23 protein-coding genes are annotated in these 20,312 nt (G+C 39.1%); 7 read left to right on the top strand and 16 right to left on the bottom strand.

The annotated features are described in order from the left end of the window. Positions 1 to 43: 43 nt before the first annotated feature. Positions 44 to 745: a purine-nucleoside phosphorylase gene (deoD, locus tag PX700_RS05890; RefSeq protein WP_024599424.1), complete on the bottom strand. Its 702-nt coding sequence runs from the start codon at positions 743 to 745 to the stop codon at positions 44 to 46. After that, positions 745 to 1,977: a phosphopentomutase gene (locus PX700_RS05885; RefSeq protein ID WP_479520162.1), complete on the bottom strand. Its 1,233-nt coding sequence runs from the start codon at positions 1,975 to 1,977 to the stop codon at positions 745 to 747. The genes deoD and PX700_RS05885 overlap by 1 nt, the downstream gene beginning before the upstream one ends. A gap of 192 nt (positions 1,978 to 2,169) precedes the next feature. Between PX700_RS05885 and udk the strand changes: the two genes are divergently transcribed. The 3 genes from udk (at position 2,170) to PX700_RS05870 (ending at position 5,066) form a co-directional block, all read left to right on the top strand. Further along, positions 2,170 to 2,802, top strand: a complete 633-nt coding sequence (udk, locus tag PX700_RS05880; protein ID WP_007583533.1) for a uridine kinase — start codon at positions 2,170 to 2,172, stop codon at positions 2,800 to 2,802. A gap of 17 nt (positions 2,803 to 2,819) precedes the next feature. Further along, positions 2,820 to 4,046 (top strand): NupC/NupG family nucleoside CNT transporter, encoded by a 1,227-nt coding sequence (locus tag PX700_RS05875; RefSeq protein WP_415636850.1) that lies wholly within the window; start codon positions 2,820 to 2,822, stop codon positions 4,044 to 4,046. A 309-nt stretch (positions 4,047 to 4,355) separates the two neighbouring features. Further along, the gene (locus PX700_RS05870; protein ID WP_479520161.1) at positions 4,356 to 5,066 is read left to right on the top strand and encodes a substrate-binding periplasmic protein; all 711 of its coding nucleotides are present in this window, start codon (positions 4,356 to 4,358) and stop codon (positions 5,064 to 5,066) included. 266 nt (positions 5,067 to 5,332) lie between these two features. On the opposite strand, the gene PX700_RS05865 is transcribed toward PX700_RS05870, so the two are convergent. The 14 genes from PX700_RS05865 to PX700_RS05800 all read right to left on the bottom strand — a co-directional run bounded on the left by PX700_RS05865 (position 5,333) and on the right by PX700_RS05800 (position 16,801). After that, positions 5,333 to 5,539, bottom strand: coding sequence for a hypothetical protein (locus PX700_RS05865; RefSeq protein ID WP_415636852.1), 207 nt, complete (start codon positions 5,537 to 5,539; stop codon positions 5,333 to 5,335). A gap of 191 nt (positions 5,540 to 5,730) precedes the next feature. After that, positions 5,731 to 5,886 (bottom strand): transporter substrate-binding domain-containing protein, encoded by a 156-nt coding sequence (locus PX700_RS05860; RefSeq protein WP_479520251.1) that lies wholly within the window; start codon positions 5,884 to 5,886, stop codon positions 5,731 to 5,733. Between the two features lie 205 nt (positions 5,887 to 6,091). Then, the gene (locus tag PX700_RS05855; RefSeq protein WP_002959120.1) at positions 6,092 to 6,301 is read right to left on the bottom strand and encodes a cold-shock protein; all 210 of its coding nucleotides are present in this window, start codon (positions 6,299 to 6,301) and stop codon (positions 6,092 to 6,094) included. 235 nt (positions 6,302 to 6,536) lie between these two features. Beyond that, on the bottom strand, positions 6,537 to 7,253 hold the full coding sequence (locus PX700_RS05850; protein WP_479520160.1) for a hypothetical protein: 717 nt from the start codon (positions 7,251 to 7,253) through the stop codon (positions 6,537 to 6,539). Beyond that, positions 7,250 to 7,990 carry an iron transporter gene (locus PX700_RS05845; protein ID WP_479520159.1) on the bottom strand — a complete coding sequence of 247 codons (741 nt, stop codon included), beginning with the start codon at positions 7,988 to 7,990 and terminating at the stop codon, positions 7,250 to 7,252. The genes PX700_RS05850 and PX700_RS05845 overlap by 4 nt, the downstream gene beginning before the upstream one ends. Beyond that, positions 7,977 to 8,330, bottom strand: a complete 354-nt coding sequence (locus PX700_RS05840) for a cupredoxin domain-containing protein (RefSeq protein ID WP_479520158.1) — start codon at positions 8,328 to 8,330, stop codon at positions 7,977 to 7,979. Before PX700_RS05840 ends, PX700_RS05845 begins: the two co-directional genes overlap by 14 nt. After that, positions 8,323 to 9,636 carry an ATP-binding protein gene (locus PX700_RS05835; protein WP_479520157.1) on the bottom strand — a complete coding sequence of 438 codons (1,314 nt, stop codon included), beginning with the start codon at positions 9,634 to 9,636 and terminating at the stop codon, positions 8,323 to 8,325. The genes PX700_RS05840 and PX700_RS05835 overlap by 8 nt, the downstream gene beginning before the upstream one ends. A 26-nt stretch (positions 9,637 to 9,662) precedes the next feature. Next, positions 9,663 to 10,322: a response regulator gene (locus PX700_RS05830; RefSeq protein ID WP_479520156.1), complete on the bottom strand. Its 660-nt coding sequence runs from the start codon at positions 10,320 to 10,322 to the stop codon at positions 9,663 to 9,665. Positions 10,323 to 10,329: 7 nt separating this feature from the next. Then, a complete protein-coding gene (locus PX700_RS05825) occupies positions 10,330 to 10,977 on the bottom strand; it encodes a tetratricopeptide repeat protein (RefSeq protein WP_197159951.1) in 648 nt (215 codons plus the stop codon). 23 nt (positions 10,978 to 11,000) lie between these two features. Beyond that, a complete protein-coding gene (locus tag PX700_RS05820; RefSeq protein WP_479520155.1) occupies positions 11,001 to 11,771 on the bottom strand; it encodes an SDR family oxidoreductase in 771 nt (256 codons plus the stop codon). Further along, positions 11,768 to 12,457: a TenA family transcriptional regulator gene (locus tag PX700_RS05815; protein ID WP_479520154.1), complete on the bottom strand. Its 690-nt coding sequence runs from the start codon at positions 12,455 to 12,457 to the stop codon at positions 11,768 to 11,770. The genes PX700_RS05820 and PX700_RS05815 overlap by 4 nt, the downstream gene beginning before the upstream one ends. Continuing rightward, positions 12,450 to 13,919, bottom strand: coding sequence for an AMP-binding protein (locus PX700_RS05810; RefSeq protein ID WP_479520153.1), 1,470 nt, complete (start codon positions 13,917 to 13,919; stop codon positions 12,450 to 12,452). The genes PX700_RS05815 and PX700_RS05810 overlap by 8 nt, the downstream gene beginning before the upstream one ends. After that, positions 13,916 to 14,569: a thermostable hemolysin gene (locus tag PX700_RS05805; protein ID WP_479520152.1), complete on the bottom strand. Its 654-nt coding sequence runs from the start codon at positions 14,567 to 14,569 to the stop codon at positions 13,916 to 13,918. The genes PX700_RS05810 and PX700_RS05805 overlap by 4 nt, the downstream gene beginning before the upstream one ends. A gap of 150 nt (positions 14,570 to 14,719) precedes the next feature. After that, positions 14,720 to 16,801 carry a TonB-dependent siderophore receptor gene (locus PX700_RS05800; protein WP_479520151.1) on the bottom strand — a complete coding sequence of 694 codons (2,082 nt, stop codon included), beginning with the start codon at positions 16,799 to 16,801 and terminating at the stop codon, positions 14,720 to 14,722. Between the two features lie 158 nt (positions 16,802 to 16,959). Between PX700_RS05800 and PX700_RS05795 the strand changes: the two genes are divergently transcribed. From PX700_RS05795 to PX700_RS05780, 4 genes are all read left to right on the top strand, one after another. Beyond that, positions 16,960 to 17,583 (top strand): fused MFS/spermidine synthase, encoded by a 624-nt coding sequence (locus PX700_RS05795; RefSeq protein WP_479520150.1) that lies wholly within the window; start codon positions 16,960 to 16,962, stop codon positions 17,581 to 17,583. Next, entirely contained in the window at positions 17,576 to 18,460 is an 885-nt protein-coding gene (locus PX700_RS05790) for a spermidine synthase (RefSeq protein ID WP_479520149.1), read from the top strand. Before PX700_RS05795 ends, PX700_RS05790 begins: the two co-directional genes overlap by 8 nt. 307 nt (positions 18,461 to 18,767) lie before the next feature. Further along, positions 18,768 to 19,253, top strand: coding sequence for a MarR family transcriptional regulator (locus PX700_RS05785; protein ID WP_415636864.1), 486 nt, complete (start codon positions 18,768 to 18,770; stop codon positions 19,251 to 19,253). Then, positions 19,243 to 20,307 (top strand): HlyD family secretion protein, encoded by a 1,065-nt coding sequence (locus tag PX700_RS05780; protein ID WP_479520148.1) that lies wholly within the window; start codon positions 19,243 to 19,245, stop codon positions 20,305 to 20,307. The genes PX700_RS05785 and PX700_RS05780 overlap by 11 nt, the downstream gene beginning before the upstream one ends. Positions 20,308 to 20,312 lie beyond the last annotated feature (5 nt).

Genomic DNA, 20,312 nt, shown 5'->3' with positions numbered 1-20,312 from the left:
TCCAAAACTTAGTGAATACGTTACCAAGGAACTGTTTTATTGATTAGATAGACTCTAATGCAATTTTAACCATTTCGTTAAACGTACTTTGACGCTCATCAGCAGGAGTTGCTTCGCCAGTAATTACGTGGTCACTTACTGTAAATAATGCCATTGCGTTTGCGCCGTATTCAGCTGCAACGCCATATAAACCGGCTGTTTCCATATCTACTGCTAACATGCCTAACTTGTCTAAGTCTTTATAGAACGAGTCATCTGCTTGATAGAATGTGTCGGTGGTAAATACGTTACCTACTTTTGCTTTAATGCCTAGCTCTTTAGCAGCGTTTACGCCGTTTAAAAGTAGGTCAAAGTTAGCAATAGCAGCAAAATCGTAGCCACGTACACGTGCACGGTTTACGTTTGAATCTGTGCTTGCACCTTGTGCAAAAATTACGTCACGGATTTTAATGTCGGTACCGATACCGCCACACGTACCAATACGTATAATATTTTTAACGCCAAAGCTTACAATTAGCTCACGTGCATAAATAGACATTGATGGAATGCCCATGCCTGAACCCATAATGCTTACTGGCTTACCTTTGTAAGTACCAGTGAAACCATACATGTTACGAACGCCTGTAACTTGTACTGCATCATCTAAAAAGTTTTCAGCAATATATTGCGCACGTAGCGGATCGCCTGGCATTAATACTGTTTCGGCGAAATCACCAACGTTTGCACTGATATGCGGAGTACTCATTAATTGTTTTCCTTTTTATTTGGCGTTGTTAGCTCATTTAAAAAGCTGTCGCCGTAATCAAGTGCAGATAAGTTAAACCACTGTGCCAGTGTTTGACCTATATCTGCAAAGCTGTTGCGTTCACCTAATGGTGTGTTACTCATACCCGGTTGGTATGCAATAACTGGTACGTATTCACGAGTGTGCTCAGAACCTGGAAAGGTCGGGTCACAGCCATGATCTGCAGTGATCATTAATACATCATCTGCGTTTAACTGATTTAGTATAGTTGGTAAATAGTCATCAAATTCTTTTAATGCTTTTGCGTATCCTACTGGATTACGGCGATGACCAAATTTTTCATCAAAATCAACTAGGTTAGTAAATATTAAGCTACGATCTGGCGCACTTTCCATTACTTCGCTGGTTTTTTCTAGCAAGTTCATAAGCCCAGGTGCTTTGTGCTTTTGAGTTATGCCCTGATGCGCGTAAATATCTGATATTTTACCAATACTAATTACTTCGCCGCCGTCTTTTGCTAGTACATCTAACAATGTTGGTGCTGGCGGAAGTACTGAATAGTCACGACGATTACCCGTTCGAGCAAAGTCTTGACTATTTGAACCCAAAAATGGCCGCGCAATCACTCGTCCTATATTCATTTCATCAAGTAGCGCCCGTGCGATTTCGCAAACTTGATAAAGCTTCTCTAGGCCGAATGACTCTTCATGCGCGGCTATTTGAAACACGCTATCAGCTGAGGTGTAACAGATTGGTTTACCTGTTTTTACGTGCTCTTCACCTAGCTGTTCTAAAATGGTTGTTCCTGATGCATGGCAATTGCCCAAAATACCAGGAATACCTGTACGAGCAATAAACTCGTCTATAAATTCTTGTGGGAAACTTGGCTGTGTTTTTGGAAAATATCCCCAATCAAATAACACTGGTACGCCTGCCATTTCCCAATGACCTGATGGCGTGTCTTTTCCGCTAGATATTTCTTTAGCGTAACCCCATGCGCCTTGAGGCGCTTGGCGGTCTGAAATTAAACACGGTTCGCCACCGGCAGCTTCACATGCGTCCACTAACCCAAGTTTTGACAGGTTTGGAAGCGACAATGCTGAGCCTGTTTCGTCATAATATGCTTTTAGTAAGTGAGCGAATGTATTAGCCCCAAGATCGCCGAATTTATCTGCATCTGGTGCTGCACCGATTCCTAGGCTATCTGCCATTAAGATAATTGCTCTTGCCATTTTGACCTCACTTTGATTCTAGGCGGTTACTTTATCTGCTGATCGAATTTTTCGTACAGGACAAAAGTCCTGTTTCATAAAACCTAAACATTATAAATTTGCACTCCTGAGCGAAGCAAAAGAGATTAATCGTGTCTTTTTTGCTATTGTGATCTACCAACAATATATCTTTCTGTGTGGATGAGAACTTTAGTGACACGAACTACTATTATAGCCATTGCGGGCGCATCAGCGTCGGGAAAATCTCTTTTTAGCCAAACTATTTACAATGAACTGGTTAACGAGCTTGAACCAGGCGCTATCGCCATTATTGAAGAAGATGCTTATTACAAGGATCAGTCGCATTTGCCGATGGCTCATCGTACGCAAACAAACTACGACCATCCAGATGCATTTGAACACGCGCTAATGCTTGAGCATTTAACGCAACTTCGTTGTGGTAACTCTGTAGAAGTACCAACGTATGATTATGCACAGCACACGCGTAGTGCAACCACACGCCGAGTGCCTGCTGCTAAAATACTGATTGTTGAAGGTATTTTACTATTGAGTGATAAAGCGCTTAATAAAGAATTTGATATTAAGGTGTTTATAGACACACCTTTAGATATTTGCTTAATGCGCCGTATGCAACGTGATATGGAACAAAGAGGCAGAACGTTACAATCTGTTGTTGAGCAATATCAGGCAACTGTTAGACCGATGTTTTATCAATTTATTGAGCCTTCGAAACATAACGCCGATTTGGTTGTGACTCGAGGCGGTATGAACCGCGTTGCGATTGATATAATAAAAAGTAAGATAAAATATTTACTACAAGAATAACAACGGGAAACATTTGTATGACAACATTTATGAGCTTAGTGGGCATGTGTGTGCTACTAAGCATTGCCTTTGCTGCGTCTACTAATCGCAAGGCAATTAATTTAAGAACCGTTGGTATAGCATTTGCGATGCAAATTGTTATTGGTGGTTTTGTACTGTTTTTCGAAGCAGGTAAAAATGTGTTAACTAGCATGTCATCAGCCGTTTCATCGGTTATTGGTTATGCAAACGACGGCATTGGATTTTTATTCGGTCCACTTGCCTCACAAGACACATTAGGTTTTATTTTTGCGATTCAAGTTTTGCCGGTTATCGTGTTTTTCTCAGCACTTGTTGCTGTGTTATATCACCTTGGCATTATGGATTGGATAATTAGGATTTTAGGCGGCGGTTTACAAAAATTATTGAAAACCTCTCGTACAGAATCGCTTTCAGCAACAGCAAATATTTTTGTTGGACAAACTGAAGCACCGTTAATAGTTAAGCCCTTTATAGCAACAATGACAAAATCGGAGTTGTTTGCAGTAATGGTGGGTGGCTTAGCCACTGTAGCGGGCTCTGTAATGGCCGGTTACGTAATTATTGGCGTAGATCTTAAGTATCTTATTGCGGCAAGTTTTATGGCCGCTCCGGGTGGTTTTTTAATGGCCAAGATGATTGTGCCAGAAACTGAAACGCCTAAAGATAACTTAGCTGATTTAGATTTAGATGACGACGATAAGCCTGTTAACGTAATTGATGCAGCTGCATCAGGTGCCGCAAACGGTATGCATTTAGCACTTAATGTAGGTGCAATGTTACTTGCTTTTGTAGCACTAATTGCATTATTAAACGGTTTATTAGGCGGTATTGGCGGGTGGTTTGATTACCCAACATTAACGCTACAAGAAATATTAGGTTATTTATTTGCTCCTGTTGCATGGTTACTCGGTGTACCGTGGGATGAAGCAATTATAGCCGGCAGCTTTATTGGTCAAAAGATAGTAGTAAACGAGTTTGTTGCTTACTTAGACTTTATAAATTATCGCGATACGTTAAGCGCTCATACGCAAGCAATTGTTACTTTTGCATTGTGTGGATTTGCTAACTTATCATCGATAGCCATTTTACTAGGTGGGTTAGGCGGTATGGCGCCTAGCAGGCGGAAGGATATCGCACGCTTAGGGCTCAGAGCAGTGTTAGCAGGATCTATGGCTAACCTTATGAGCGCAGCAATTGCTGGGTTTTTCCTCTCGCTAGCTTAGAAACTTATTGAGATGAACACCGGTGTTGCAAAACAAGAGGATAGCGCTTTAAGGGGTTAAAGCTCTATCTGACTTGAACGATACTTCACCAAGGGCCGCAAGGCCCTTTTATCGTTTTAGGGCTTTAATTTTTTAGCCTCAACTACTTCAAACCTCAAGCCACTTATCTACCTAACATCCTTTATAGTTATACATAACTCAAATAAACCAATACTTTAATTAGTACTTTTTGCGTCTCACCTTTTGTGTTTTTTATATTTTAAGCCACACTTGATATTACTCGTATTAATTGAATGATGACTCTCTAACGTGAAATACCTTCTTTATCTTTTATGCTTAATAAGCTCTGTATTTATTCATGCTAAAGAGAGCTTATTAGTAGTTACTGAATTAGCACCACCGAACCAAGTATTAATTAATGGAGAAGTTACCGGCGTAGGTACTGAGTTTATTAGAGATATATTTAAAGAAGCAAAGCTTACGCCTAATATTCAAATGTACCCGTGGGCACGCGCTTATAAGATTGCGAGTGAACTCAAAAACACCTTTATATACAGCCTTGCTCGCACTGTAGAGCGAGAAAACAAATTTTATTGGATTGCACCAGTTGGTAAGTTTCATTTAGGCTTTATTAGCCTCGCAGGCCGCTGCGACATAATTATTAATAATACCGAACAAGCAAAAAACTACAAAATAGCAATGCAACGAAATGACTTTTCTACTCAAACACTTTCAAAACTTGGTTTTGAAGTTGTGTTAACTAGTGATATTCAAAAGTCATATGATCTGTTACTTGCTAAAAAAGTAGATTTAATTGTGGACGATCCTCTTTATATGCAACAAATGAGTGACTACTTAAAGCTTGAAAAAGGGTACTTAAACTTTATTTATAAAATAGACGAGTTAACTGTTGATGCCTATTTAGCCGCTAATAAAGAAACGAACTCTGATTTAATTGAAAAATTACAAGCTGCTTTTTTAAAAGTAAAAGAGGATAAAGGGCTCCCTTACGGAAAATAAATTAGTGTGGGTAACAATATTTTTAGACGTTAAAATTATCTTTCATTTTTAACTTTATATATTCTTCATAAAATCGCTTTATAACACGCTCAGCTACTGACTTATTAAATGCTATATAATTGCCAGCAAACTTAGGAAGAGGCAATTCTTGCACTTCACAACTTCATTTGCTCTATATCCAAAGAGCTCTAGCTATACTTTATTGTAACTTTTGAGCCTAAAATTAGATCAATTTTTCTTTTTAAAAACAAATCTATATATTGTTTTTAGTCTTCAAAAATTAGTAAGTTCTCACCCGCTTTAAAAACGATTTCATTCACTAATGATTCGTATATATCCCCTATTACTATTCCTAAAGAAAACTGCTTCGCATCTTTTAGATTATTTATACCAATCCCAATAAATAGCTTATCTATTTTACTTGCTAAAACAACCCATTTCTTTGTTGTCAATTTCGCAAAGGGAACAACCATTTACGCCTAGAACTGAATTGTTTTTTCGGCGTAAAATTTAGACCGCATACTTAATGGAATTGGTATAACTTGCTTATTAGCTTTGAGCTTATAGAAGAAAGTTTGACTGGATGCCAGCGGCCCAGCCCAATAAAATGGTGGGTCACGTTCGATGTTTTTAATTATTGAAACAATGCCACAGTAAGGGGCTTTTAAACTAAGTTATAAGCACGCTTCCAAAGTAGCAATTTAAACTCGCAGGTTATATCACTAGTTGTACAAATATCTTTTACAATATCGGGGTTAATACCAACAAGCTGATCTTTGTCATTTTTAAAGTTATAAGGGGAGAAATGATCGGTATAAATTACAAGCTTAAACTCACTTGCATTAGCGCATTGGCTTAGAAGAATGACTTAGAAGAATAGAAAAACGAATATTAGGAGGAGCTAAATAATAGCAATATCATTTAGTTAATTTACATTGATAATGGGCGTTGCTTGGTTTGAGTCAAATTTCAGACACAAAAAAAGCGCCTTAAGCGCTTTTTTTCATTTTACTTAAAAAGTAAAATTATACAGCTGTGATGTTATCAGCTTGTGGACCTTTTTGACCTTGTGAAAGAGTAAACTCTACACGTTGGCCTTCAGCTAAAGTTTTGAAACCTTCGCTTTTGATTGCTGAGAAATGTGCGAAAACGTCTGGGCCATTTTCTTGCTCGATGAAACCAAAACCTTTAGACTCGTTAAACCACTTAACTGTACCTGATACGATGTTAGACATTGTAATATCCTGAAATAAAAATAAAAATATGCTCATAAGAGCGGGTGTAGCAAAAAATGAGATGGTACTTTAAAAACTTCAGGACGGTACTACAAGTATTACTTATATCGAAATGGAGATTTATAGCTTACATGCTTTCTTTCTAGCTGCGGCTTACTATATAGAGTTTAAATAATATGTCAAGTACACATTTATGATCGGAGTGATAAACAACCAAAACTGCTTTTATTTGTTATTAAAATTCAAATTCTAATGCGAGCCTAAAACTATGATTTTTTTCTGATTGGCTTATTTCAGTGATGAAGCCCGCTTCCCATTTTAATTGTTTTTGTCCATCAAAACGTTGCAAACCTATAAAGCCAGGGCCTATGCCAATAAAGTCTTCACCTACGTAAACCTCTATAGAAGGCTGAAAAGCAGAACGATACCGGTAGCGATATTGTGCTCTAAACTCACTTTCCCATTCATTTTTAATGTCTTGCCCCCACTCGTACACTAAAAAGGCATTCATAGTTAAGCTTGTTTTTCCAAATTCTTTTTCGATCACAAAACCCGAAGTTGCCTCATACACATCTTCGTTATGCTTTTTTTCAAGCTCAAATAACGCGCCCCAATCAGCCCATAATTTACCTTGTTCAATTAATTGCCAACGTAGCTCAAGCTCATAAGCTTCTATACCAAAATCGCCGTTATCGTCTCGCTCACCAACTATGTAACCTTCTAGCGCCATTGTATCGTTAATAGCACCGCCACCACCCAAACGCTGCGCTAATATATTGCCACTATCTGTTTGGTGCGACACTAATCGCCACTCAAACTCACGCTCAAAAGGCAAAACATAGGGGTGATATACCTTATCAACAACAATACCATCGGCCTTTGCTTGGATTGAGAATACCAACAAACAAAGAGCGGTAAAACTAAGCGCTAAATATAGGTTGAGTGCTTTCATACACGTTCCTTAGTTATTGAAGCTGGAATAACGTAACAAAGTAATAAAAATAACACGCTGCTTGTACTATATATAAGTACACTCATTAAATCAGGAGTGGCCTCGTAACCAACAAGCGCACGCAGTACGCGCCCAAGCTCAGAGTTTTCACTTAGCACATCACGTAAATCCCACACGGTTGCGGTGTTTGTAATTAAATCTATTTGGCTTGCCAAATCCAGTGCAACTAATAACTTAGCCGCGCTGTTAAAAGCAAGCAAAGTAAAAAGCGGATACATACTAAAGCGGTACTTAATTGTATTCATTAAAAAGTACAGCAATACGCTAAAACTTAAGCAAATCCCACTGCCTAATAAAGTGCCAATAAATAAGCTTTGCCCTGCATCACTATTTTGCCAAAAACTGGTGAGGTAAATAATATAGTGGCTTAAATAGAGCGTTATTGTGCTTATAACTGCGATATAAAATGCCGCTGACTTTTGCTTTAGTGCAAATACCAACACAGCAATAAATATAGTAATACATAGCCCTATCTGTGAGTACTCTAACCCTTGGTGTTCAAACCACTGGCTCACCCATGATGCGCTTTGCATGTACAGAAACGACATTACCGCGCCAATTAACACAGCAGAGCATATTCGCAAAGAGCTCTGTTTTTTTACTACTTGTAGCAGCACTAATAAAATAGCCACAGGTAGTAATTGATTAAGGCTCATGACTAAACTAGTTATTAACATGCTGCCCCCCTTTATCGCTAACTATAACAACGCCCCTAGCTGTATTTGGCGAAAACTCACCAAAAAACTCGTAATGCCCTTTACTAAGTGGCCCTATATAAATAATGCTTTTACGATTTGGGTAGAGCACTTTTTCTCTGTTTAGATCAAAGCTATCAAACTCTTCTGGTGTGCTATCTTGGTTTTCTATTAATAGTTTTACTTTTTTATTTGCGGGAATAATTATTTGCGAGGGATAGAACAAGTGATCTTTTAAAATAATAAGGTACTCTTTACTCACCGCGTTAAACGATAAAAACAGTAAACAACAAAGGCATTGATTGAATAAACGTTTAGTCACTTTTTACTCCTGTAAAAGTAACCTTAACGGTTAGTCCACCTAAAGAGCTATTCGCTAGATGAATACTTGCGTCATAAATAGCAATAATGTGCTGAACAATCGCCATACCTAAACCGGCACCTTGCTCGCCTGATGGATGCTGATCGCCCCCCACGCGATAAAAGCGATTGAATATTCGCTCTTTTTGCTCATCAGTCATGCCTGCACCAGAATCATCTATTTGCCAACTATAGTCATTATTACTTGATGCTAATTTAATTATAATTTGACCGTTACTAGGTGTGTATTTAATCGCATTACTGAGCAAGTTAGAGATAAGGGTCGTTAATGTAAACTCATCACCATTAATTACAAAACCATCACCTTCGAGGCTAATCGTTTGGTTTTTTTCGTCTATTTTATCGTATTGCTCCGACACAGCTTGTTGAGTAATAGTTAGCAATGACTGTTCACTAAACTGCTTTTGCCACTGTTCTGGCTGGGTGCGCCCTAAAATTAGCATTTGTTCAACAATATTACTTAAGCGATTAATGCCTTGTGACATTGCTTGGAGTTCTTGATTATTTTGCGAGTTACTTTGCTTATTAGCTAAATTATGTACATTAATTTTTAAGCTACTGAGCGGGGTACGTAATTCGTGAGCTGCATCTGAGGCAAAAAAGCGCTCTCGTAAGTAAGCGGTTTCTACTCGTTTAAATAAGTCGTTTAAACGATTAATAACAGGTTTAATTTCTTCGTCGGTTACTTGCCAGTTAATTGGCGTAAAATCGTTTGCTTGGCGAGAAGCCAACTGCCTAGATAGTCGGGTAAGAGGGGCTAATGCGTATTTAACAAAAAAGCTTATAAAAATAGCAAGCAGGGGAACTGCCCATAACATAGGTAACATTGCCGATAAAATAACGGCTTCAGCTAATTCAAACCGCTTTGCTATAGGTTCAGCAATGATGACTTTACGAGTATTTTTGCTCATTACAAACACTCGCATACGCTGCCCTGCTAAATTTGCAGTTTGAAAGCCCTCGCTAAAACTAATTTGGTTATTTGTTAAACTAGATGAACCACTAAGTAAATGATTATTTTGCCAAATTTGATACAACAACTGAGCACTATTATTGCTTACTTGTACTGCATTTGTGCTCAGTGTCAATGGTTGCTCAATTAAAACGCCAGCCACTATTTTAAGTTCATTATCAAGCAAGTTTTCGCCGTGGTGCATGCTTTTTTGATAGCCTTTTACTAATGCTAAAAAACAAGTAAGCACCATCATTGAAAGTAAAATTAAGGTCAGACGTTTACGAATAGACATTTTCAACCTCGAAAAACAAACACACTCTAACGCTTACCAACCACGTAGCCAATGCCACGTAAGGTTTTAATAAAATCGCTAGGGAATTTTTTACGAAGATGATGAATATGCACCTCTATGGCATTAGAGCCAACTTCTTCACCCCATTGGTAAAGTTTGTTTTCGAGTTGTTGTTTTGATTGCACCCTTCCCTGATTTTCCATCAGCGCTTTTAAAAGCATGTATTCTTTTCGTGGTAGCGTAAGTGATTGCCCACTTAGTGTAACTGTATGAGCAGATGTATCCATTACCACATCACCACAGCGTAATAAGCTTGATTGTGTTTGGTTAATACGCCGACTTGCTACACGTAAACGGGCAAATAACTCAGCGGGGTCAAACGGCTTTGCAAGGTAATCGTCTGCCCCCATATCAAGCCCTTGGACTTTGTCGTCAATACTACCGCGAGCAGTTAAAATAACCACCGGAATAACTTTTTTTTGCGATTTAATATGCTTTAAAACTTGCGAACCATCGCCATCAGGTAATCCTAAATCGAGAATAACAAGCTCAATTTCACCACTAGAAAGGCACTTTAAGGCGTGCTTAACTGTGCCACTATGCTCTACGCTGTAGCCCTCTTGACGCAAAGAGCGAATAAGCCCTTGCGCCACTAAATGATCGTCCTCAACGAGTAATAAATGCATTATGTGTTTATCTTTTTAGTTTTTTATCTACTTTTACCAATAGCTGGCTTATTGCTTGTTGACGATATTTATCTGCTTTTGCACGAGTATCACGAATGCCCGCGGCTTGTGCTACAAGTAGTCGTGCTTTAGCTTGTTTATAATCGCCTTCGTCATACAAGTATTCACCGTATAAGTAATTAGTATCAATGCCTTCGAGATTAAAAGCGAGCGCTTGTTTAAATAATTTTTCAGCTTTGTCGTCATCACCAAAACCAATTGGCCAACCAGGTACTTTACTGTAAAGCGTTGCAAGGCTTGCGTAAGCTGACCCATTTAATGCAGTACCATCTATTGAGAGTGCATTTTCAAGTGACACTTTTGCCTCTTTTGCTAAACCAAGTGCACCCAAGCCCCCTTTTGCACCTGCAAAGCTAGCTAACACAATGCCATTCCAAATATGTGTTTGTGCTGAGCTTGGGTAGTTTTTAACAAATAACGCGCTTTGCTCACTTAGTTGCGTAAACGCGTCTATTTGCGCATCGTCTTCAAGTTCGTAGTTGGCAATTGCCCACTTTTGTTGAATTGAGGTTAAGTCTTGCGCTTCATCTGCCTGTACTGCGGTAGTAAATACAGCCGTTAATATTAAATATAATGCGAGTGTAAATTTATACATAATTTTGCCCTTGTGTGTGTTTGTTAACTTAAAAATCGTTTGATTTTAGGAAGTTGTTTTGCAATCGTATTATCAACAACGCTTGGGAATGCGCCATTTATGCGTGCAAATAATTTTTCAGGAAAACCAATAAAGCGCCTTGTTTGGTTCGAACTTATAAGTGCTAATAACTCTTGAGCAACTAATTCTGGCGAGTCCATTTTATTACCGAGCTCTTTATTCATTGCCCGCGCTTTACTGCTATTAATAGAGGTATCTGTTGCTCTTGGTGCTAAATAGGTCACTTTAACGCCTGAACCATTCAACTCACGAGATAATGCTTCTGTAAAACCACGTAAACCAAATTTACTGGCGCAATAAAGTGTTTGAAACGGGTAACCAATACTGCCAAACGATGATCCCACGTTAACAATGGTGCCTTTGGTATACTGTAACTGCCCTAAAAATAGCTGGCATAATTTAATAGGCACCGACAAATTAGTAGTCAGCATATTATCTATTTGCTCAGAACTTGTGTGCTCAAGGCTTTGCATCGTATTTATACCTGCGTTATTAATAAGTAATTTAACGCCGCCGAGTTGCTTGGCTTTTATTGCTAAGTTAATGCGTGTTGTATCGTCGGTTAAATCGCCAGTAAATGTTTCACTGTCTGGGCACTCACGGCTCAGTTTTTCAAGAGCTTGCGCATTACGCCCTACAAGCAGTAACTTCCACCCTTTTGCATATAGGGCTTTAGCAATTGCTTGCCCTATTCCGCCTGTTGCGCCAGTGAGCACACATAAAGAGCTACTCATGCCAATTTGCCTTGTGCACTTGCTTTAAAAAATGGTTCGTCATCGAGTCCACGAAATATATCGCCGTATAAACGATAAAAGCGCTTTGCACCATGAAGTATGGCTTGCTGATCCGCCTCATCTGTTATTTGGTTCATTAGGTTTTCAAAAAACTTTACATGCTCTATATCAAGCGCGCCGTGAGAGGTTAAATAACTAAATGCTTTTTTAGGTAAACCCACAGCATTAGCAATGTTTGAAGCCGCGCCATCAGCAAGCGCTATCGAAGTGCCTTCAAGTACATGCACCATGCCAAAAAAGCTCAAAGGATTTTTACGTGCAATGGAGTCGTACGCATACGACACCATCATCTCGGTAGCAAATTGCGGCTGACTGCACCTTACTGCTTCTTTATTAAAACCACAGGCTGCAATATCGTTAAGTATCCACTCTTGATGACCTATTTCTTCTTCAATGTATTCTGCCACTGCTTCGCGCAGCCACTCTTGATCGTCAGTTAATCGTGCACCAACCGACATCATTAATGGCACTGTGTGCTTAACATGGTGATACGCTTGTGCTAAAAACGAGGCGTATTCTTCAAGTGATGCTTCGCCTTTAAAAACACGCTGAATAATAGGTGCTGCAAGCAGATAGTTTTGCTCTTGTTTAGTTTGCTCTTTAAGGGTGTTAAAAAAATCACTCATTAATTACTTCTCCAAGTCGGTAAAATTGCTCAAACACAGCATGGTACTGCTTACTTATGGCATCTCGGTTTGGGCGATTATTTGTGGTTAATAATCCTTGTTGCACACTTAATGGGGCAGTTAAACGATGCCATTTTTGAATTCGTGCATAGTCGGGTAGTTGTTTATTAATTGCGTTAATGTATTGCGCTAACGCTGGGTTAATTAGCTTTGTATCGGCGTAAATAATGGCGGTTAAAAAAGGTTGCCCCTCACCAAATACAACCGCTTGTAAAATACCACTTTGACTAAGTAAGAGTGATTCAGGCCACTCGGCACTGATATTGCGCCCCATGCTGGTAATAATTAGGTTTTTTAGGCGGCCTTTAATAAATAAGGTATTTTGATGCTGTTCGACCAGATCGCCGGTTGCATACCACTGGTTTTTGTCGTGTGGTTGATGATTTAAGTAACCTAAAAACAAATCGCCTTTTATAAAAAGCTGACCATTTTCAATTTTGGTTTGAATATGAGGTAATACAGAGCCGGCACTGTGGAGGTTATCGTTTATGGGTGTATTTAAACTAACGACAGATGCCGCTTCAGAAAGGCCATAGCCTTGGTATACCGGTAAGTTTAAGCTACGCGCTTTGGTTAATAGTATTTCGCTGACAAGCGCACCACCTACTGCAATAAACTGTAACGAACTAGGCGGTTGCCACCCATCTTCTGCAAAAGTAACTAAGCATGCTAATAGTTCTGGCACTAAAATAAGCGTATTTGGCTTAACTTTATCAATCGCAGCAATAAGTTGTGCGGGCTGCTTTAATGCAGTTCCAACAAAGCCTAATTCATTTAATGGCATTAAGTGTACTGTACCGCCACTTTTTAAAGGGGCATACACGCCAGCTATATTTTCAAGCAATACAGCAAGGGGCAATAAACATAAATGCACAGGCTTTTTAATATTAATCTTATCGCAAAGAGATTGAGCTACCTGCATTTGGCTCTTTGCAGATAAGCACACGCCTTTTGGTTGCCCAGTCGAGCCTGATGTAAACGTTACTTTTTGAGTTTCTGGAAAATAACTGACGGGTTTAGCTACAACAATTTCGTAAATATATAATGTGTAACACTCAAATAAATTGATTGATGCGGTCGGCTCCCCAAATAAAGGGTTTAGCGTGTCGCTCATAAATACATTAGCGCCGCATTGCGCTAGTACATATTGAGTTTGTTGTTCACTAAAAAAGTGAGCAATTGGCACAGCCACTTTATTAGAAACCGCAGTAGCGGCATCAATAACAAGCCAAGCTGGCGTATTATCGAGCTTATAAGCGACACATTTGCCGTTAAAGCTTTGTAGTATTTTTACTATTTTTTGTATTTGCTGGTTAAACTCATCACCGTTAATTTCACGTGTTAGATCTTTATTATGGGCAATAATTAATGGCGATACTGAATGAGTATTATAGTAGTTCATACATTCACCAATGCGTTTACCAAAGAATTGATATTTGAGTGGTTTTGCTGCATCAAACTATAAAGCATTGGGGTATTTAATACTTGTTGGTGAGCTTGCTCTAGGCTCACAATACACACTGTTGGTTGGTTAGCGTAATAGCTGCCCCACTTTAATGGGTTCTCAACTACAAAACTGCTCGCAAGTGCAATTTCGGTACACGTAACACCAAGTAAGCGTAATAAAGCACGCACTTTGTTGGTTGCACAAAACACCAAATGTTTTGCCCCCACACTTTGCAGAGCTTCGTTAACAATAATAAAATGTGCAAGTGTTGCTCTTCGATTTGTAGAGCAGAGATTACCAAGTTCAAAAATTTTATTGCGAGAAATGCTCTCACCTAAAAAATCTTCAACGGGTGATGCTAAATATTGCTCAATAAACAATGGCGAAGTTGCTTGCCTTAGCCCTAACGTGCACTTTCCTTGCTCGGTAACGTATTGGCAAAGTAGTGGCATAAAAGAAGTAAGCTTAGCGTTATAAGCAACTAAAAAACCTTCTTTAACTGTGTTCTCGAGATTTTTCCGATGCACATCATCAATACGAGCACTAATAAACTGACTATTATTTTGTGTTAAATCTAATGATGTAGAAGTGTGGGCTAATTGCATAAGCTCGCTCGTTTAAACCTGTTTATATTTCAGGGTTTAAATTTAACGAGTGAAACTTAAAGAAAACTTAAGAAATTTAATTTAAATGAAAAAAGCGCCTTAACCACTACATTAAGACGCTTTTGGATGAAAACTTTAATTTGCTAGCTATTAAAACTTATAAGCTAACGACATTTTAAATTGAGTTGGCGCACCTGGGTAAACCCATAAAGCGTTGTAGCTGCTTTCGGCGTAATCTTCATTAAAAATATTATTAACGCTGATATTAAGCTCAGTTTTTTCAGTTAAGTTTAACTGTCCGAATACGCCCACCAATTGATAGCTTGGCAACCTAAAACTTAAATCGGCGGCATCACCTAAACGGCTGCTTGTGTATTGGTAACTTGCACCAAACTCTAGCTCTTTGCCCATTAATGCTGTTTGGTGGCTAAGCGTAAGGTTTAAGTTGTTTTTGGGTACATTTACCAGCGGGCTGCCTTTTTCAATTGGTACGCCCCAATCGGCATTAATAATGTCGTTTGCTGTGGTGGCATCTATATAGGCGTACGATAAGTTAAACGCCGTTGCATCAGTAATATAGGTATTTAAATCAAGCTCAAAACCTTTACTATCGGCTTTACCAATAGGCGCTGAAAAACCAACGTTTACAGGGTCTGCCACTAACATATTACTTTTTGATGCATCAAAAAATGCTACAGTACCGTTTACGCCTTTGTATTCAAATTTAGCGCCAACTTCAAACGAGTCGCTGTATTCAAAACCAAACGGGTCACCGCTTGCATCAGTACCGCTTAGTGGTAAAAAGCCTTCTGAGTAACTACTGTAAAAGGTTAGTGCATTATTTAGCTCGTACACTACGCCAACACGTGGGCTTATTTGACTCTCAGAGCTTGTTGAAAACACGCCGCTGTTAGTTTCTAAAATGTCTTGGTCAACGCTGTCAAACCTTAGGCCAACTAATAGCTTAAATTTATCGGTAATATCCATTTGGTCTTGAACATAAATACCGTATGCGTTTTGCTCTTCGTCGTTTTCGTAAAGTAGGCTTACTTCTGGGCGCTCAACATCGTAATTTGGCTCAAAAATATCAACAATATAAGTACCATTACCGCCACGGTAGCGTGAAAGCGCTGTACGTAAGTCGTATTTATACGCATCGGCACCTATTAATAAATGATGCGTAATGCCAGCTGTATCTAAGCTTCCGCTAACTTCGAATTTAACGCTTGTGTCTTCTACTTCGTAGTCGCGATAGCGCTGCTGACGGGTAAGTGTGCGGCCATCGTCAAATAACGATTGGCGCGATGGCGAAAGTTCAGCATCCGACGAAAACCCAGTTAATGTAGAGCTGCGGTAGTTTGCACCCACTACTATTGCCCAATCATCATTAATATCGTGGTTTAAAGTTATTTGGTGACCACGAGAATAAACCTGCGTATCGCCATCGTTTGGATTACCCAAGTAGCGTGAACTTGGCACTGTATCAAAGTCGTTATCAAGTACTACAACGCCACGGTCGAATAACTGGGCTAAATCTACGTATTCAAACTCGTAAGTGACACTGGTCGATGCGTTTATTTGATGATAAATAGATGGCGTAATTACTTTCTTATTGGTGTAAACCTCATCGCGGTAGCTATCGCTATCTTGCCATGCGCCATTTATTCTAAATGCAGTGGTATCGTTAATACCTTGAGTATAATCGCCTTCAACACGATTAAAGCTGTCGCTATCTAGGCTCAGCTTTAGCTCGCCTTGTGGCTCAAATTGTGGTTTTTTAGTAACAATATTAACAGTGCCACCGGGCTCCGAGCGCCCATAAAGTGCAGAACCTGGGCCTTTTAATACTTCTATGTATTCAATGTTTGATACATCGCGCGGGCCGCTAAAACCACGCCCACCACTAAAGCCATTAATTAAATAGCCCGACGGCATATTTTCGTTACCCGAAAGGCCACGAATAGAAAAGCTATCCCATAATGCGCCACTGTTATTCTTGCGCGAAATACTCGCTGAAAAATCAAGCGCGTCTTGTAATTCGGTAATGCCTTTTTGATCAAGTGCAGCGCTGCTAACACTTACAATAGACTGCGGCATTTGCTTTTGAGGAATGTCGCCACGGTATGCTTGTTTATAAGTAACCGATATTTTTTCAATTTCGTCGGTTTGCTCTTGCGCAAGTGTTTGCGCACTAATGCCTAAACAGGCTAAATAAATTAAAGAGTACTTCATAATGATAGGGAAATTAATTAAATGTTATACTATAACGATAAGTTTACCATGTGTTACTTTATAACAAAACCACTTATTTGAATTTAAAAATTGCATTAGCAGCTTTGTATACATCACGTTAGTATGGTGATCTCTTTAGGTTACATAACGATAATTACATGAGTATCAAAACAAACGCGTTAATTTACTTTTTAGCCTTTTGCAGTGGCTTTTGCATTATGGGAATTGAGCTTTTAGGAGGGCGTATTCTAGCGCCTTTTTTTGGCAGTAGCGTACATATTTGGGGCAGTATAATCACTGTATTTATGCTTAGCCTTTCTTTTGGGTATTTGCTTGGCGGTAAACTCAGCACTAAAAATGCCTCCCTTACCAAATATGGTTTAATATTTTTAATTGCCAGCTTTATGGTTGTGCCTATTACATTGTTTTCGCAGCCAATAATGGAATTTATATTTACCCATATTGAAGATAGCCGTTACGGCTCACTGTTAGCGTCAACCGCATTATTTTTTATACCTACCGTTATTTTAGGCATGATTTCGCCTTACTCTGTACGATTACTGGTAACCGATAGCGACAAAAGTGGGCAAGTGGCTGGGCGTTTATACTTTGTAAGTACGCTTGGCAGTGCCCTAGGCACCATTATTACCTCGTTTTACTTTGTACTCGCGTTTGACGTAAACACGATTATTAGCACCTTTGCTTTAACGCTTGGCTCACTAGGCTTAGTCGCTATAGCTATTAATACCTTGGTCAATAATAAGGAGCTTGCCCATGCTTAAATATTTATTGTTAGCTGCAAGCGTCTTTTCGGGCGCAGTAATGAGCGAGGTCATTCATGAAGAACGCTCGCTTTATCGCAATATTATTGTTGAAGAGACTCGCGACCTACGCTGCCTTAAATTTAATACTAAAAGTAGCCAAACAAGCCAAAGCTGTATGTATAAAAGCAATCCCGACAAACTTGTTTTTAATTACACAAAATTGACTTTTGCGAGCCTTTTAGTAGCCGACAACCCTAAAAGGGTACTTATTATAGGGTTAGGTGGCGGCACGCTTTCTAACGTTATCCATGAGCTATACCCCACTGCAAAAATTCATAATGTTGAAATAGATCCCGCAGTAACTAAAGTGGCACGCGATTACTTTAACTTTATAGAAAACGATTTAGTGACATCAAGCGTGCAAGATGGCCGTATTTTTATAAAGCGCGCCGCTATTAAAAAGCAAAAGTACGATTGGATTATTTTAGATGCATTTAACGGCGACTATATTCCGGAGCATTTGCTCACTAAAGAGTTTTTTGAAGAAGTACAAAGCGTATTAGCCGAAGGCGGCGTTATAGCTGCAAATACGTTTTCTAGTAGTAAACTTTATGAACATGAGTCGGCAACTTACCACGCTGTATTTGGCGATTTTATAAATGTAAGCCGCGAAAATCGTAGTAATCGTATTATTTTAGCGGGACTTAAATCAATACCAACTAATGAGCAAATTAACGCGCGAGTAAAATTACTAGCACCGCGATTAGCCAAATATGATGTCGATATAAAAGCCATAAGTGAGTTTATGGAGTTTACAAAAGATGGTCAAGATTGGCCTGCTGATACTAAAGTACTGACTGACCAATATTCACCAGCTAATTTATTAAACTTTTAGAGCGATTGTATAACAGCCGTAAATGAGAAATTAATTACATAAGCACGATATAAAATCGCATCTACGGTTTTGTTGAGTGCGGTGTTTAAGCCCGCGTAGGTGAGGTTTTAATGAATTGAATAATACATTAAAGCCACGTTACATGAGCGCGATATAAAATCGCACCTACAAGTACGTTATTTATTTTGGTATCCCCCGCTTTGTTATACTTTTACTACCAACCTTAAATTCATTTTTTACTATTTTATTTACTTAGCCAGCTAACCAATGATAAAATAGTTAGCTTGCTAACTACTTTGGGCTGGTTATGGTCAAAAATATTCCTTTTCACGAAACTCTCGATTTAACCATTATTGGCACTATGGGGCGAGTACATCGTATATGCCGTGAGGCAATTACAGTTGCTGTTGAGCCATTAGGGTTAACACAATCTCGTTGGATGGTCTTAATGCACATTAATATAAATCGAGAAGGGTTAACTCAACTAGAGCTTGCCAATAGCTTAGGTATAGAAATGCCTTCGTTAACCCGTACGCTCAAACAGTTAGAAGAGCAGTCGCTTATTACGCGTCGTATAGATGAGCATGATAAGCGCAGTAAACAAATCTATTTTACTAAGCAAGGTCTTGCAACGTTAGATTCATTAACCGAGATAATTTCTCATATTAAGGCTCAGTTATATGACGGCTTTACTGACGAGCAATTAGACGCGATGGCTTATGGTTTAGTTAAAATGGAAAAAAACGCACATCATTGTATTAAATTTCAAACTAAGGCTAAAAATGACACCTGATCAAAAATTTGCGCATTACGTGAGATTGTCCCTCGTCGGATTTTTTTTCGTATTTATTTATTATTTAGTGGCTGATATTTTCTTACCTGTAACGCCACAAGCGCGCGTATACCATCCTGTTGTGCAAATTTCACCACAAATTAGTGGTCGAGTAACCAATGTATTGGTAGGTAATAACCAACACGTAAAGGCAGGCGATGTATTGTTTAGTATCGACCAAGGACCTTATGATTTAGCGTTTGATCAAGCTCAACTGGCGCTCGATGACGCTAAATTACAAAACAAACGGCTCGATACCAATGTTAAAGCACTTGAGGCACAAATAAGTGCAGCTAAAGCAAAACAACATGAGCAAAAGCTATTAAAAAGCAGAGGCGAAAAGCTTTACAAGCAAAACTCTATTTCAGAGCAAGAGCTTGAAAGCATTCGTGCAAACTATGAGGCAAGTAAGGCTAACGTGGGCGCCTATGAGGCGCAGTTGGCTGAAGCAATTTTGGCGCGTGGTGAATCAGGCGATCAAAATTTAGCAATGCGACACGCAGCTAATCAACTAGCGCAAGCAAATCTTAATTTATCATACACACAAATACGTGCATTAAGCGACGGTATTGTCACTAATTTACAATTATTAAATGGTGCTTACGCAGTAGCAGGACAACCATTGTTAGCAATAGTGGCAAAAAAAGCAGATTTAGTCGCTGACTTTAGAGAGAAGTCTTTATTGCATATGAAGCCGGGTAGCTCAGCGCGAGTTGTTTTTGATAGCCGTCCTGGTGAAGTGTTTGATGCACAAATTACAGCTTTTGAAGCAGGTGTAAGCAGTGGTCAATTAAGCGCAAATGGTTTGCTAAGCACCACAGAGACAAGTAATCGTTGGGTACGCGATGCACAACGACAACGTATTCATTTAAAGCTGCTAGATGATGCAAATTTAATTGCCAATATGCCAAGTGGTGCACGTGCCACAGTACAGCTTTTACCAGACTCTGTGATTGGTCAATGGGCTGGTGCTGCACAAATTAGGTTTATTAGTTGGTTACACTACATTTATTAATGGAG

Source organism: Pseudoalteromonas sp. TP27, from assembly GCF_056470645.1.
This window is presented reverse-complemented; position numbering and strand designations above follow the sequence as displayed.